13 protein-coding genes are annotated in these 15,170 nt (G+C 61.4%); 7 read left to right on the forward strand and 6 right to left on the reverse strand.

What is annotated here, in order from left to right:
- Positions 1 to 3 precede the first annotated feature (3 nt).
- Both GC125_RS08910 and GC125_RS08915 read right to left on the reverse strand, forming a co-directional pair.
- Positions 4 to 1,275 carry an MFS transporter gene (locus GC125_RS08910; RefSeq protein ID WP_353617068.1) on the reverse strand — a complete coding sequence of 424 codons (1,272 nt, stop codon included), beginning with the start codon at positions 1,273 to 1,275 and terminating at the stop codon, positions 4 to 6.
- Between the two features lie 170 nt (positions 1,276 to 1,445).
- Complete coding sequence (locus tag GC125_RS08915; protein ID WP_286165434.1) at positions 1,446 to 2,354, reverse strand: uracil-DNA glycosylase; 909 nt, start codon at positions 2,352 to 2,354, stop codon at positions 1,446 to 1,448.
- A 158-nt stretch (positions 2,355 to 2,512) separates the two neighbouring features.
- Between GC125_RS08915 and GC125_RS08920 the strand changes: the two genes are divergently transcribed.
- The 4 genes from GC125_RS08920 to GC125_RS08935 all read left to right on the forward strand — a co-directional run bounded on the left by GC125_RS08920 (position 2,513) and on the right by GC125_RS08935 (position 6,877).
- Positions 2,513 to 4,183 (forward strand): electron transfer flavoprotein-ubiquinone oxidoreductase, encoded by a 1,671-nt coding sequence (locus GC125_RS08920; RefSeq protein ID WP_151985361.1) that lies wholly within the window; start codon positions 2,513 to 2,515, stop codon positions 4,181 to 4,183.
- A 12-nt stretch (positions 4,184 to 4,195) separates the two neighbouring features.
- Positions 4,196 to 5,068: an endonuclease/exonuclease/phosphatase family protein gene (locus GC125_RS08925; protein WP_151985362.1), complete on the forward strand. Its 873-nt coding sequence runs from the start codon at positions 4,196 to 4,198 to the stop codon at positions 5,066 to 5,068.
- A gap of 77 nt (positions 5,069 to 5,145) precedes the next feature.
- Positions 5,146 to 5,760: a LysE family translocator gene (locus GC125_RS08930; RefSeq protein ID WP_151985363.1), complete on the forward strand. Its 615-nt coding sequence runs from the start codon at positions 5,146 to 5,148 to the stop codon at positions 5,758 to 5,760.
- Between the two features lie 163 nt (positions 5,761 to 5,923).
- On the forward strand, positions 5,924 to 6,877 hold the full coding sequence (locus GC125_RS08935) for a diacylglycerol/lipid kinase family protein (RefSeq protein WP_151985364.1): 954 nt from the start codon (positions 5,924 to 5,926) through the stop codon (positions 6,875 to 6,877).
- Here GC125_RS08935 and GC125_RS08940 read toward each other — a convergent pair.
- Complete coding sequence (locus GC125_RS08940; protein ID WP_151985365.1) at positions 6,846 to 8,348, reverse strand: AMP nucleosidase; 1,503 nt, start codon at positions 8,346 to 8,348, stop codon at positions 6,846 to 6,848. The genes GC125_RS08935 and GC125_RS08940 overlap by 32 nt on opposite strands.
- A 307-nt stretch (positions 8,349 to 8,655) precedes the next feature.
- Between GC125_RS08940 and GC125_RS08945 the strand changes: the two genes are divergently transcribed.
- Positions 8,656 to 10,623 carry a HAMP domain-containing methyl-accepting chemotaxis protein gene (locus GC125_RS08945; protein WP_151985366.1) on the forward strand — a complete coding sequence of 656 codons (1,968 nt, stop codon included), beginning with the start codon at positions 8,656 to 8,658 and terminating at the stop codon, positions 10,621 to 10,623.
- A 264-nt stretch (positions 10,624 to 10,887) separates the two neighbouring features.
- Positions 10,888 to 12,786, forward strand: coding sequence for an AI-2E family transporter (locus GC125_RS08950; protein ID WP_286165435.1), 1,899 nt, complete (start codon positions 10,888 to 10,890; stop codon positions 12,784 to 12,786).
- 13 nt (positions 12,787 to 12,799) lie between these two features.
- Here the strand turns inward: GC125_RS08950 and GC125_RS19990 are convergent, their stop codons facing one another.
- Positions 12,800 to 12,967 carry a hypothetical protein gene (locus tag GC125_RS19990; RefSeq protein ID WP_199864524.1) on the reverse strand — a complete coding sequence of 56 codons (168 nt, stop codon included), beginning with the start codon at positions 12,965 to 12,967 and terminating at the stop codon, positions 12,800 to 12,802.
- A gap of 176 nt (positions 12,968 to 13,143) precedes the next feature.
- On the opposite strand from GC125_RS19990, the gene GC125_RS08955 reads away from it, so the two are divergent.
- On the forward strand, positions 13,144 to 13,839 hold the full coding sequence (locus tag GC125_RS08955; RefSeq protein WP_151985367.1) for a glutathione binding-like protein: 696 nt from the start codon (positions 13,144 to 13,146) through the stop codon (positions 13,837 to 13,839).
- Positions 13,840 to 13,844: 5 nt separating this feature from the next.
- Here GC125_RS08955 and GC125_RS08960 read toward each other — a convergent pair whose 3' ends face one another.
- Positions 13,845 to 14,195, reverse strand: coding sequence for a DMT family protein (locus GC125_RS08960; protein WP_151985368.1), 351 nt, complete (start codon positions 14,193 to 14,195; stop codon positions 13,845 to 13,847).
- Positions 14,196 to 14,383: 188 nt separating this feature from the next.
- A complete protein-coding gene (locus GC125_RS08965; RefSeq protein WP_286165436.1) occupies positions 14,384 to 14,731 on the reverse strand; it encodes a DUF2147 domain-containing protein in 348 nt (115 codons plus the stop codon).
- Positions 14,732 to 15,170: the final 439 nt, after the last annotated feature.

Here is a 15,170-nt window from a genome sequence, read left to right on the forward strand (position 1 = left end):
GCTTCAAGCCGCAGGCCGTTCCTGGATTACGTCGTCGGGTGTGACGTCGACGCGCGGATCCAGTTCGACCGTCTGCGGCGTCTGCCCCTTGCCGATCGGGATCGCGCGGAAGTCGGAACGCGCCTCATCGGCCGGCTTGGCGCGCTTGGTGGTGCGATAGAAGGCGTAAGCCGAATAGAGCCCGAATGCCGTGGCGATCGTCGCAAAGAGCGCCCACGGTCCAAACGCATCCATGGCGGCACCCGTGACGAGCGGTCCGATCATCGTGCCGAAGCCGTAAATGATCAAAAGGCCGCTCGAGACCTCCACGAACGCGTTCGGCTCGGCGTGGTCGTTCGCATGGGCGACGTTCAGCGAGTAGATCGGGAACAGAACAGAGCCAAGCAGGAACATCGTCAGGAAAAACGCCCAGCGGCTGTCGACTCCGACCAGAACGGCGGCCAGCGACAGGACCAGTCCGACCAGACCTGCGAAGATCATGACATAGCGGCGGTCGGTCCGGTCCGAGAACCGGCCGAGAGGAATCTGGAACACCGCGCCGCCAATCATCGCTGCCGCGAGCATGGTGGCACCTTCCGCCGTCGAAAGCCCGCTCTGCTGGGAATAAACGGGTCCGAGATTGCTCCATGCGCTCGCGATCGCACCGGCCAGAACCGCGCCGACGACGGAAGCCGGCGAATTGCGGAACAGCTTGCGGATGTCGAGCGTCACCTGGCTCAGCGGCTGCGGAGACTGCGCGCTCGAAATCCCGGTCGGGATGACGGCCAGGCTATAGAGCAGAGCGCCGACGATGAAGAGCGTCGGTCCGGCTGCATCGCCGAGCGGCACGGCGAACTGACCCATCATCAGGCCGAGCATGGAAATGGTCATGTAGACCGAAAACACGCTGCCGCGCGTCTCGTTGGTGACCCGTTCATTGAGCCAGCTTTCGATGACCATGTAGCCGCCGGCAATCGAAAAGCCCGCTACGGCGCGGATGGCGATCCAGGCCAGCGGATGAACGATCAGCGCATGCAGCAGCACAGACACCGACATCAGGGTCGCGAGCACCGCGAAGACGCGCACATGTCCGACACGCAGCACGAGCCGCGGGGTCAGTACGCATCCGGTCGTGAACCCGATGGCATAGCTCGTCGCCATCAGCGAAACGGAAAGTGTCGACCACCCTTCGGCAACGGCGCGAAGCGGCAGCAGATATCCGGCGAGACCGCCGGCCATCAGCATCAGGAACGCCGAAAAAAGCAGACTGCCGATTGGCAAAAGATTGGTGACCATGGGCAAGCGCCGCCGATTTTGTTGTTGTCGTTTTGGGCAAGGATGTGAGGACGGGTCGCGAAGCAGTCTGACCGCGACGCCCGCCCTGAACCTCGAATTGCACGAAATCATGGCAGACACCGGCCCAATGACGACACGCAGGGTGTCATCCGGCGTCAAACGGCTGGGAACTACGCGTCCAGCCGGGCTTTGAGCGCCAAAAGGTCGCGCCAGGCGACTTTCTTGTGGGCCGGGCTTGCGAGCAGGGCCTGAGGATCGAGCATCGGCAGTGCCGGCCAGGTGCGATCGCCGAGGCGATAATCGGTCCAGATCCCGCACTGCGCGGTGATGTTGCCGGTCATGTCCATGAGGCCCTTGGTAACGACATTGCCGAGAACGACGAGGATTTCCGGATCGACGAGTTCGATGTGCCGCTCGGCAAAGGGCCGGCAGAGCGCGACTTCATGCGGCGTCGGCGTTCGATTGCCGGGCGGCCGCCAGAAAATCAAATTGGTGAGATAGGTCGTCTCCCGGTTAAGCCCGATCGCGCCCAGCATCCGGTCGAGCATCTGGCCTTCGCGCCCAACGAAGGGAAGGCCTTGCAGGTCTTCCTCGCGGCCGGGAGCACCGCCGACGATCATCACCCGCGCCTGCGCATTGCCATCGGCGAAAACCGTCGTCTTGGCGCTGAATTTGAGGCTGCAGCCGGCATAGTCGCTGACCGCCTCACGCAGTTCGGCAAGGGTTGCGGCCTGTCGTGCCTTCTGACGCGCGTCGGCCAAGGCCACTTCGTCGGGTATGATCCCAACCGGCATGCCACTCGGCTGCTGCGAGGACTGCACGACCCGGCCTTCGCCCGGACCCTCGCGCGGCGTCGCCGGCATCGGGCGTGGATCGCGCTCGCCGGGGCGGACCGATACATCGGGACGCCCGGCGATCGGGCCGGATCGCTCGGAGCGCAGTGTCGCACTTTCCGCGAAACGGTCGATCGCGGCGTCTTCCAACATGCAGTCGACCCCGGCATCGGCGTAGAAGCCGAGCAGGGCAGCCAGATCGCGATCTGAAAGGTGGGCGAGGTCGTTGGAATGCATGCCCATCATTTATCGTCCTTCATCAGCGCTGGCAAACGGACACGGAATTCCCTCCGCAGTCGGGAACGCGACGGGTCGACAATGTGTTGACGTTTTGCCATGGAGAGTAAGCTTTCAGCGGCGATGCGTGCCGGCATCTCTGCTCCAGACGAATGAGGAAAGACCGGATGAACGACACGACCGAGGCTGCAATCGAACGCGAAAGCATGGAATTCGACGTCGTGATCGTCGGCGCTGGCCCCGCTGGTCTGGCAGCCGCGATCCGGCTCAAGCAGCGCGACCCCGAGATCAACGTCGTCGTCCTCGAAAAGGGTGGCGAGGTCGGAGCCCACATTCTGTCCGGCGCCGTCGTCGACCCGTCCGGCATCGATCAACTTCTGCCCGACTGGCGCAGCGAGACGGATCATCCGTTCAAGACGCCCGTGACAGAAGACCAGTTCCTGCTGCTCGGACCTGCGGGTGGCATGCGCCTCCCGAACTTCCTGATGCCGCCGCTGATGAACAATCACGGCAACTACATCGTGTCGCTCGGCAATGTCTGCCGCTGGCTTGCCGGCAAGGCGGAAGAACTCGGTGTCGAAATCTATCCGGGATTTGCTGCAGCCGACCTGATCTATGATGACATGGGTGCCGTCATCGGCGTCGTCACGGGCGACATGGGCGTGGAGCGCGACGGCACGCATGGTCCGAGCTTCCAGCCAGGCATGGAATTGCTCGGCAAATACGTTCTCGTCGGCGAAGGCGTGCGCGGATCGCTCGCAAAGAAGCTGATCTCCAAGTACGCCCTTGCCAAGGACAGCGAGCCGCAGAAATACGGCATCGGCCTGAAGGAGCTGTGGGAAGTAAAGCCCGAGAACCATCGACCGGGCCTCGTGCAGCATTCCTTCGGCTGGCCGCTCGACTACAAGACCGGTGGCGGGTCGTTCCTCTACCATCTGGAAGACAATCTCGTTGCCGTGGGCTTCGTCGTCCACCTCAACTACAAGAACCCGCATCTGTCGCCCTTCGACGAATTCCAGCGGTTCAAGACCCATCCGAAGATCTCCGACGCGTTCGAGGGCGCAAAGCGCGTGTCCTACGGCGCCCGCGCCATCTCCGAAGGTGGCTACCAGTCGGTACCGAAGCTCGTCTTCCCGGGCGGGGCGCTGATCGGCTGCTCGGCCGGCTTCGTCAACGTGCCGCGCATCAAGGGTTCGCACAACGCCGTCCTGTCCGGCATGCTTGCTGCCGAACATGTGGCCGATGCGATCAAAGCCGGACGCTCGCACGACACGGTCGAAGGTTACGATCAGGCCTGGCGTACATCGCCGGTTGGCGAGGACCTGAAGCGGGTACGCAACGTCAAGCCGTTCTGGTCGCGCTTCGGCATGGCCGGCATCGCGCTCGGCGGCATCGACATGTGGCTGACGACAATGTTCCGGGGCTGGTCGCCATTCGGGACACAGAAGCACGGCGTGCCGGACCATGCGGCGCTGGAGCCTGCCTCCAAGCACAAGAAGATCGAATACCTGAAGCCCGACGGCGTACTGACCTTCGATCGCCTCTCGTCGGTCTATCTCTCCAACACCAACCACGAAGAGGATCAGCCGGTCCATCTTCAGGTGAAGGACATGGACCTGCAGAAGAAATCGGAATGGGGTGTCTTCGCCGGACCGTCGGCGCGCTATTGCCCGGCAGCGGTCTATGAGTGGCACACCGAAGGCGGCGGCGAGCCGACCTATGTGATCAACGCGCAGAACTGCGTGCACTGCAAGACCTGCGACATCAAGGATCCGAACCAGAACATCAACTGGGTTCCGCCGCAGGGCGGGGAAGGGCCCGTGTACCAGAACATGTAGGGCGCCGGGCGCGTGGTGTTGCGCCTGCTCGTCCTCTTCGTCGCTTTTACGATTGTGTCGGGCTGTACGTCGCTGCCTCCAAACAATCAGGGGGCCGTCGCCGGACTGCGGGTTGCGAGCTTCAATGCGCTCTACATTCATCCATCCGGGCCGCGCTATGATGCATGGCTGGAACGGCGCGATGCGTTTGCAGCCACCATTCAGGAAATCGATGCGGATATTTTGGCGTTGCAGGAAGTCGCGACCGTAGACGGGCAGCCCTTCAACGCGGAAAACCTTCAGCTCGACTTTCTGATGGAAAGACTTCCCCAGTATGGGTTTGCGGCTATTGGCCCACCAGGAGCCGTACCGTCCACGCAGCCGATCCTCTATCGCAAAGACAGGTTCCGGCTTATCGATGAGGGGTTTTACTTCTTTCCGGGACAAAGTGATCCCGTCCATCCCCGTCGTGCTGACGGACGCCAGAATCGCTATGCCAGCTGGGCACTCTTTCAATACCTCGACGGCGGTGCGCCGATCCAGGTGCACAATTTTCACTTCGACCACCGGAGCGGGACACGACGGCAGGAGGCGGCATCCCAAATTGCAGAATTCGTGGCCGGCGCAATTTCACGCGGTGAGCCGGTGCTCGCACTCGGCGACCTCAATGCACTGGGTCAATCGCCCACGGCCGCGATCCTGCGCAAGACCGGTTTGGCATTCTCCGAGCTCGCTGGCCCCACATTTCACTTCGGCACAGGCATCGGTGCCTTTCCGGCAATCGATCATCTTCTCTTTTCCAGCCGCTTCAAGCCGGTCGGCCGCGGGGTCGTCTTTCGGCGAAACTACGATGGTCAGCTTCCCTCCGACCATCACCCCGTGGTCCAGGACTTGATCCTGGACTAAGACGACAGGCTCCGCTTTCCCCCACGTGGCTGAAGGCGTATTGTCTGCCCGATCATTTCCATCGTGGAATTCCCTTTATGGACCTCGCCGCCCTGACCGTTTTTGCTGGTGCACTCTTCGTGGCTGCCGCGTCGCCCGGACCGGGCATCGCCGCCATCGTCGCGCGCGTGTTGGGTACGGGGGCAGGCGGCGCCGTGATCTTCACGGCAGGCGTGGCTTTCGGTGACGTGCTGTGGCTCTCCGCCGCGATCGGCGGCCTCGCCCTTTTGGCGCAGAACTTTGCGCTCGTCTTCCAGGCGGTGAAATGGGCGGGCGTAATCTATCTCGTATACCTGGCCTACAAGATGTGGACATCCCCAGCGAAGCCTACGGACGTTCGCGCGGCAGAGGGCGGCGAACATCCACTGGTTCTCTTTTCGGCAGGGCTCGCGGTGACGCTCGGCAACCCGAAGACCATGGTTTTCTACATGGCCCTTCTGCCAAACCTCATCGATCTGCAGGCTGTCACGATCATCGGCTACCTGGAGCTGGCAGCGATCACGCTCGCCATTCTAGCCATCGTCTTCGGCTTCTACATCGTGCTTGCTGCCCGGGCGCGACGGCTTTTGACGAGCGCTCGCTCGATGAGAATCGTCAACCGCTTTTCCGCGACAGCCATGGTCGGTGCTGCGGCCTGGGTCGCAGCCCGCTGACAGTCAGATAGAATTCGAGCGACAGGCTGTAACTTTTCGTTCGCTTGACCGTTTATGCGGCGGCATCAATATGGTGTCGCGCCCACCGGCCTAAGCTGGCTCCCGTCTTTCTATTCAAATGGATGGGGCAGGCGCGTCCCGACCGCTGATTGGATCCTCGACCATGAATGTGCATGCAGTCTTCAACCGCGACGGCGGAACCTTCCGCACGATGGATATGGATGCGTTTTGCCAGACCGCCACACGCATTTTCGAAGCGCATGGCCACACGCTGACCTGTGAGCAGGTTGAAGGAAAGCAGATCAAGCGAAAGCTCGAAGCGGTGGCGGCGAAAGGCGATGTCGACGTTCTCCTGGCAGGCGGCGGCGATGGCACGATCTCCACGGCTGCCGGTATCGCCTGGAAAGCAGGTATGCCGCTCGGTGTGCTGCCGGCGGGTACAATGAACCTCGTGGCGCGCACGCTGAAGGTTCCGCTGGAACTGGAAGCAGCGCTCGAGGCGCTGGCGGGTGGCGAGATCATGGATGCCGATATCGCGAGTGCCAACGGTCGCGCTTTCGTCCATCAGTTCTCCATCGGCATGCAGGCCCGCATGGTGCGGCTGCGCAATACCTACTCGTTCAAGTCGCGCTTCCAAAAGATCATCGCGACAAGCCGCGCAGCTCTCGGCGTCGTTCTGGATCCACCCGTATTCAAGGTCTCGATCGACATCGATGGGAAGTCCGAAACCCGGAAAGTCTCGGCGATCGCTGTTTCGAACAACCACTACGGCAATGATTCTCTGCTTTATGCGGACAAGCTTACGGGCGGCCAGTTGGGGGTTTACATCGCCAAGCCGCTATCGACCGCTGGCATGACGCGTCTGGCTGCCGACATTTTGCGTCGCCGCTTCCGCGATAACGAGAACATCGACGAGATCGGCGCCACGAAGGTCCATCTCTACTTTCCGAAGCTCTACTCCAAGGCTCGCGCTGTCATTGACGGCGAACTTGTGGCGCTCGAGCGCGACGTGACGATCCGCTTGCACCCGGGCGAATTGAAGATGCTTGCACCCAGTCAGACGGCACTTGATGCGAGAGAAGCCTCTACTGAAAAGCGGTCTCGTAAAAGCTCCTGAGCTTGCGTGAATGCAGCCGCTCCGGCGGCATAGCGGCAAGTTTTTCCATCGCGCGAATACCGATTTCGAGGTGCTGGCTCACCTGCGTCCGGTAAAACGCCGTCGCCATGCCGGGAAGCTTCAACTCGCCATGCAGCGGCTTGTCCGAAACGCAGAGCAGTGTCCCATAGGGCACGCGGAAGCGGAAGCCGTTGGCGGCGATCGTGGCGGACTCCATGTCGAGCGCGATCGCGCGGGACTGGGATAGCCGCTTCACAGGTCCGCGCTGGTCGCGCAGTTCCCAGTTGCGATTGTCGATGGTCGCAACCGTGCCGGTGCGCATGATCCTTTTGAGATCGTAGCCCTCGAGACCGGTCACCTCGGCGACGGATTCCTGCAGCGCGACCTGAATTTCGGCGAGCGCGGGTATCGGCACCCACACGGGCAGGTCGTCATCAAGCACATGGTCCTCGCGCACATAGGCGTGGGCCAGCACGTAATCGCCGAGCGTCTGGCTGTTGCGCAGCCCGGCGCAGTGGCCGAGCATCAACCAGGCATGCGGGCGCAGGACGGCGATATGGTCCGTGATTGTCTTGGCGTTGGAGGGTCCAACGCCGATATTCACCATCGTGATCCCGCCATGGGACGACTTCTTGAGGTGATAAGCCGGCATTTGCGGCAAGCGCACGCCGGCCACACCCTCCGTCGGCTCGTCCGAACCAGCCGGCGTCATCAAATTGCCCGGCTCGACGAACGCATCGTAGCTGCCGCCGCCTTCCGCCATCAAGCGGCGGGCGAACGCGCAGAATTCGTCCACGTAGAACTGGTAGTTCGTGAACAGCACGAAGTTCTGGAAATGGTCGGCATTGGTTGCGGTGTAGTGCGACAGCCTTGCCAGCGAATAGTCGATGCGCTGCGCCGTGAAAGGTGCAAGCGGAGAGGGCTCGCCGGGGCCCGGCTCGTAGGAGCCATTGGCGATCTCGTCATCGGTGTTCGTCAGGTCCGGCGTATCGAAGAGATCCCGGAGAGGCACCGTGAAGTTTTCCGCAAAGGACGCTTCCACATAGGCGCCTTCGCCGAACGCGAAATGCAACGGGATCGGCGTATCCGATTCCGACACGACGATCGGCACGCCATGGTTCTTCAGGAGAAGCCCGATCTGGTCCTTCAGATAGGGCGCGAACAGCTCGGGCCGCGTGATGGAGGCCGTGTAATGGCCTGGCTGCGTTACGTGCCCGTAGGACAGGCGCGAATCGATGTGGCCATAGGAGGTCGTGTAGAGGCTGACCTGCGGGTAGAAGGCGCGGTACCGCGTCGCGTGCGGTACGCCCTCGCTCAAACCCCGGAACGCGTCGGTCAAGAACGCGGTATTGCGGGCATAAAGCGCAGAAAGGGCTGCCAGCGCTTCGCCCGCATCGGAAAACGATCGCGGTTCGTAAGCGTCGGGTGACAGGATGTGTGCGTCGGTGTGATCGAAAGTCTTTTTGTCCATGATCTACTATAGGCATCGCTTCGTGACAGGGAAATCGCTGTCCGCAATTTTCCACGCAAGCGCGCCTTATGGGAATTGATGATGAGCGATTAATGCCTTCTTCATAGACGACTGCCACCAATGATACGACTTGGAGACTGGTAGTTCGCCGCCAGATTGCATGACGCAGTTCTCCCGGGCGCCTCCCATCGGCGGCATGACGGTGCGACGAGGCGATCTCTCGGCGCGTATCTCAAATCAACGATGAATCAACCGTCCGACGGCCCGCTCAGCCGCGGGACCGAAGCTTTGCGTGTGGGAAAAACGAATGTCGAAGATCAAGATAAAGCAACTGCTACCAGCTCTTTTCGCACTGATGGCGCTGATCGCTCTCGCTCAGGGCGCACTCGGCTACTCGGCTGTAGCGACACTGCGCGAGCAGGTTGAGGAATTCAGTCAGCGGCGCGTTCAGATTGGCCAGCTGATCAACCAGATCGATGCTGCTACGGCCGATCTGCGCCTGGCGCATGCCAACCACACCATGGCCATCACGCCGGAGGAGACGGCTGAAGTCGAAGAGCGAATCCTGCGTCGTACCGAGCATCTGGAGACGCTGAACGCAGAATACCTCACCTACCTGACCACCGACACCTCCAGGAACCTCCACACAGAGTTCATGCAGTCTTGGGATGCCTATATCGTCTCCGCCGAAGAGATGCTGGATCGCTCCCGCTTGAACCGAAAGGGCGCCGCCCAGAGCATGTTCATGGGCACGCTGCGCATCGCCTACAACGAAATTGACGGCCGTATTGCCGCCATGCTGGACTTCAACGCGCAAATGAACGAGCGCGCCGTAGCGGCTGCCGAGGCCGCCTATGAACAGGCTCGCATGGTCACGATCGGCGCGGTGCTTCTGTCGATCCTGCTTGCGATCGGTGCTGGCCTTCTGGCCTTGAACCGGATTTCCAAGCCGATCAGCCGCATCACGGCATCCATGAATGCGCTGGCCGCAGGCGACCTGCAGAGTGAAATTCCGTTCTCCGACCGCAAGGACGAGATCGGCGACATGGCGGCGTCGGTTGCGATCTTCCGTGACGCCGGCCGCGACAAGATCCGCCTCGAGCAGGAAGCCGAAGACGGCCGCTCGCTGACCGAGAAGGAGCGGATCGCCCGCGAAGCAGAAAAGGCACGGGAAGCAGCGCAGATCGAGATGGCGATTGCAGCCATCGGCGAAGCGCTCGGTCGTCTTGCAGATGGCGACGTCGCCTATCGCATCGAGACCGAGTTCTCCGGCAAGCTCGATCGTTTGCGCATCGACTTCAACGAGGCCGTCGCCAAGCTTGAGGAAGCGTTGCGTGCCGTGGGCGGCAATGCGAGCGGCATCTATGCGGGTTCGGAAGAAATCCGCGCCGCGGCCGACGATCTGTCCAAGCGCACGGAACAACAGGCTGCCTCCGTCGAGGAAACCGCGGCTGCTCTCGAGCAGCTGACGACCACGGTGAAGGACGCGACGCGTCGGGCCGAAGAAGCCGGCCAGCTCGTTGCCAAGACCCGCGAAGGTGCAGAGCGCTCAGGTGAGGTCGTCACCCGTGCCGTCAGCGCAATGGGCGCCATCGAGGCGTCTTCCGACAAGATCGGAAGCATCATCGGCGTCATCGACGATATCGCTTTCCAGACCAACCTCCTGGCGCTCAATGCCGGCGTCGAAGCCGCACGTGCGGGCGACGCGGGCAGGGGATTTGCGGTCGTCGCCCAGGAGGTTCGCGAACTGGCTCAGCGTTCCGCCCAGGCGGCCAAAGAGATCAAGACGCTGATCACCAGCTCCGGCGCTCAGGTCAAGGAAGGCGCATCGCTGGTCAGCGAAACCGGCAAGGCGCTGGAAGCCATCGTCGTCGAGGTGCAGGAGATCAATCGGCATGTGGTTGCGATTGTCGAAGCCTCTCGCGAGCAGTCGCTCGGGCTCGGCGAGATCAACACCGCAGTGACCCAGATCGACCAGAACACCCAGCAGAATGCCGCGATGGTGGAGCAGTCCACTGCAGCGAGCCATGGTCTGGCACGCGACGCGACGGCGCTCAACGAGCTGCTCGCGCAGTTCAAGATCGGTGGCATGGATGTCGCCGATAGCCGGTCGTCATCCAGGCAGAAGCCGGTTGTTGCTGTTGCCGAGCATGCATCGGCGAAGCGGCCCGAGTCGCCCGCCCGCGCGCTTGGCCGAAAGCTGGCCGGCGCCTTCGTGCCGCGCACGGAAGGCAACGCTGCGCTGAAGGCGAAGTCTGATTGGGAAGAGTTCTGATCGCATCGTTCGAGAGCCCCAGTTTCAAAAATGGGGACCGGGGAGGGGAAAAGGCGGCTCGACGGCCGCCTTTTCTTTTGGTGCCATCGCGCTAAGGAACCAAATGAGGCAGGTTCCGTTTCGAACGTGTCTGACCGTCGCTCGCGGTGAGGCATCGAATTGGGTGCGAGCGTGGTGGAATTCATGCCGCAGCAGGACAGCAAGCGAAGCGCAGCCATATCCGGCGGCGCTTTAACTCCTAAAGTCACACCATCGGGAACGGCAGTGCGACAAGCCGCCCCCTTCGGCCCTCAATCGCTGATCGCCGCCATTGCCGCCATCACGGCGCTTTATTTCGGCAGGGACGTTTTCGTTCCGATCGCGCTGGCCGTGTTGCTGACGTTCCTTCTGTCGCCGATCGTCTCGTTTCTGCGTCGCTGGCGCATCCCGAGGTCCATTTCGGTGGTCACGGTCGTCATCATGGCGATGTTTACGATCTTCTGTTTCGGCGTCGTCGTCGCCAACCAGATCAGCGTGCTCTCGTCGAACCTTCCCTCCTACCAGTTCAACATCCAGAGCAAGATCCGCGACCTGCGTGAAACGCAGTTTGCAAGTGGCTCCTTCGACCGCGCGGCTGCCATGCTGGAAGCGATCGAGCGGGAAATCCAGCAGGCAGAGGAGGACGACGCGGCAGACGCGGATGCCTCCGGCGAACCTGCGCCAATGCCGGTACGGATAGAGGAAGCACCTCTCACGCCGCTTGAAATGCTGCAGACATTCGTCGTGCCGTTGATCGAACCGCTGGCGACCGGCGGTATCGTGATCGTGTTCGTGATCTTCATGCTTTTGCGGCGAGAGGATCTGCGCGACAGGTTCATCCGACTTGCCGGATCGACCGACATTCATCGAACGACGAACGCCCTGCAGGATGCCGGGCGCAGGGTCGGCCAGTATCTCTTGATGCAGCTGATCGTGAACGTGACTTATGCCATACCGGTCGCAGCCGGCCTCTGGTTCATCGGCGTGCCGAACGCTCTGCTCTGGGGCCTGCTCGCCCTCGTGCTGCGCTTCGTGCCCTATGTCGGCCCGATCATTGCCGCGTTTTTCCCACTGGCGCTCGCAATCGCCGTCGATCCGGGCTGGACGATGCTGTTCTACACCGCGGCGTTGCTCATCACCTTGGAGCTCATCTCGAACAACCTGATCGAACCGTGGCTCTATGGATCACGGACAGGCCTCTCTCCGGTCGCCATCATTCTTGCAGCCATTTTCTGGACATGGCTGTGGGGCCCGATAGGCCTGCTCCTGTCGACACCTCTGACCGTCTGCTTCGTCGTACTTGGGCGGCACGTCCAGCAGTTCGAATTCCTTGACATTCTGCTCGGAAACGAACCCGTTCTGGCTCCTCATGAGCGGCTGTATCAGCGTCTGCTGGCAGGCGATCCTGATGAGGCGACCGAGCAGGCTGAGCAATATTTGCGCGAACGCCCGATCCGCTCATTCTATGACGATGTAGCCATCCCGGCACTTGTGCTTGTCGAGAATGACCGGTCGCGCGGGGTGCTGGACGATGCGCACCGCGAGATGGTGGCGACGAGTGCGGTGGAGCTGATCGAAAACCTGTCGGAGCACGAAGATACGGTCGACGACGCCGACGAGCCTGACGAGGAACTGAAATCCGCGTCGAATACGGAGTTGAAGCTGACGCCAGGGCGTATCGTCTGCGCGGGCGCCCGTGGCAATCTGGACGATGCGGCCGCGTTCATGCTGCGCGATGCGCTGGAGCATGCCTCGATCCACGCTCTTGAAGTGCCGCATGAGATGCTTCAGCCCACCCAACTGCGCAGTTTTGACTTCGACGATATCGGCACGATCGTCGTCGGCTATCTCAACAGCGAGTCCATCGCTCATGCCCGCTATCTCGTGCGGCGTCTGCGCCGGCAGAGCCCACAATTGACCATCATCATCGCTTTCTGGGGTGCAAAGGGCGGCCGCGATGATTTGACCAAGATCGAGGATGCGATCCGTCCGGATGCCGTCTTCACGTCCATAGTCGACGTGGTCGCGGCACTGGAGCCCCTCGCAGAAGTGTCGAAGGAGGCTGAAGCAAAGGCGGCTGTTGAAGGCGCTGAGGAAGACCACGCGTCGGTCGGGCTCCTATCGGAGCCGCAACCCGCCGTTTGAGGATGGCAGAGCGTCAGCCGGCGCGCTGCAGGCTGACGTAGAGCACCAGACCGGCGCCGCTGATGCCGTTCTCGGCGCCAGCATTGGCCAGCGCAAAGGCGCCCATCGGGCCGACGAAGGTTGCTGTGAGGAGGCAGATGCGCAAAGCAGTCGCGATGCCTCGCTTGGACTTGGCAATCATGACTGTCTCTCCCCTCAAGGCAGCGGCCCATCCGCTGTTGATGCCGCCTTTATAAGAGAGTGCTTCTGAACGCGGTCTGAGACGGGCGTTCATCGGGCGTTCAGGCAAACGGCATGGCCGGCTTGCATGGGCTGATCTGGAACCTACCTTGAAGCCAACGCAACAGGAGGTTCACGATGTCCGACAGTCCTATCGAACTGCATTACTGGCCGACACCAAATGGCTGGAAGATCACGATTTTCCTTGAGGAGGTGGGTCTTCCCTACGAAGTGAAATACGTCAATATCGGCAAGGGCGAGCAGTTCGAGCCGGAGTTCCTGCAAATCGCGCCGAACAATCGGATGCCCGCGATCGTGGACCCGGATGGTCCCGGCGGTCAGCCGATCTCCGTCTTCGAATCAGGCGCGATTCTTCAGTATCTCGGTCGCAAGACGGGGCAGTTCTACCCCAGCGACGAGCGCGCGCGCGTCGAAGTGGATCAATGGCTGTTCTGGCAGATGGGTGGACTTGGGCCGATGGCCGGGCAGGCGCACCATTTCCGTCAATACGCGCCGGAAAAGGTGCCATACGCCATTGATCGCTACACCAACGAAGTGAACCGGCTCTATGGCGTGATGAACAAGCGTCTGGCCGATCGCGAGTTTCTGGCAGGCGACTATTCGATCGCAGACATGGCCTGCGTCGGCTGGATCAAGCCTCACGCCAATCAGGGACAGGACCTGGAGGACTTTCCCCATCTGAAGCGCTGGTTTGAAACGCTGCTGGCCCGTCCCGCCGTTGAGCGCGGCCTCAAGGTGGGTGAGGAGCACCGCCGCAACATCGCCAATGACGACGATGCCAAGAAGGTGCTCTTCGGCCAGCGTGCGCGCTGATTGATCTAGCCGAGCGGCGCCTTGAATACGAAGAAGGCGCCGCCGGCGATCATCACGAAGCCGACGAGGTGGTTGATCGTCAGCTTCTCGCCGAGGAAATAGACCGAAAAGAACGCGAAGATCACCAGAGTGATCACTTCCTGCATCGTCTTGAGTTCGGCCGCCGAATAGACCTGATGCCCGATGCGATTGGCGGGCACCGCAAGACAATATTCGAAGAAGGCGATGCCCCAGCTGGCCAGGATCACGATCCACAGGGCTTTGGTCTCGAATTTCAGGTGCCCGTACCACGCGAACGTCATGAAGACGTTCGACAGCGCGAGAAGCACGATCGGCATGATGGCGGCATAGGTCATCGAAAGTTTTCCCGGAAGGAAGGTGGCGGCGCGAATCGGAAGTCGATCAATCCGCTCTATACTGCCTCTCAGATTCCGACCAGAGACATTGAAGGGGCCCGGTTCGGCGCCATCACGCCACCATTTGCACCAACAAAAAAGCCGCCGGAGCGCGTGCTGCGGCGGCTTCCATCAAACTGGCGTGCGGGCTACTGGCGCTGCCAGGTTTCGCCACGGCAGAGAACCGCGAGCACACAGCCTTCTAGGCGCATGTTGTTGCCGTCGACTTCGGCGTTGCCCCGGTAGGTCTTGTCCTCGGCCAGATCGGTGATCGACCCGGAATAGTTGGTGCCGGAACCGGCCATCGCGCCAATCTGCTGGCCCTGGAACTCGCCGTTCTGAACAGTGCCGCAGAATCCGTCGCTGCACGGCGCGAAGGTCACGAGCGTGCCGGTGGACGGACGTAGCCAAGTGCCCTCGATCGGCTCGGCAGCGTTCGCCTGAGCTGCAAGGCCAAAACTCATCACGCCTGCCAGAATGACTGCGCGCATCATCATCGATTGTCTCCTCCTCAAGAAATGCCGCCGACGCCTCCCGAGCGGCTGGTGCTCTTTATAGATGACGCGCACGTAAGCGTAAATAAAAATTGGGGGCACGGTTGCCGGCGAAATCCCCATCGAAAAACTGGCCTTGCCGCAAAATCGAAAAGTCCTGCCGCGTTTCGTGGTTAGCGCGGCGTGAAGATCGGCAGGTAAACTTTTCCTAAAATTATCGCCAAAAGCGCCGGGTCGCAGCGGGTGCGATGTTTAACGAAAACCCAAATTTACCAAGCATTTGAACTTTGTTTGTCTCCAGTTAAGCACGCCTTTTAACGGCGGTTTCAAGCCTTCCGGGCATAGTAGGTCACATCAGGGAGACGCCGCAGCAAGACGGCGCTGACATCTCGGAAAGACCGGAAAACCGGCGCCGGGCAAGAAAAAGAAAAGCAGAAGACGC

The organism is Rhizobium sp. EC-SD404, assembly GCF_902498825.1.
Taxonomy (GTDB): Bacteria; Pseudomonadota; Alphaproteobacteria; order Rhizobiales; family Rhizobiaceae; genus Georhizobium.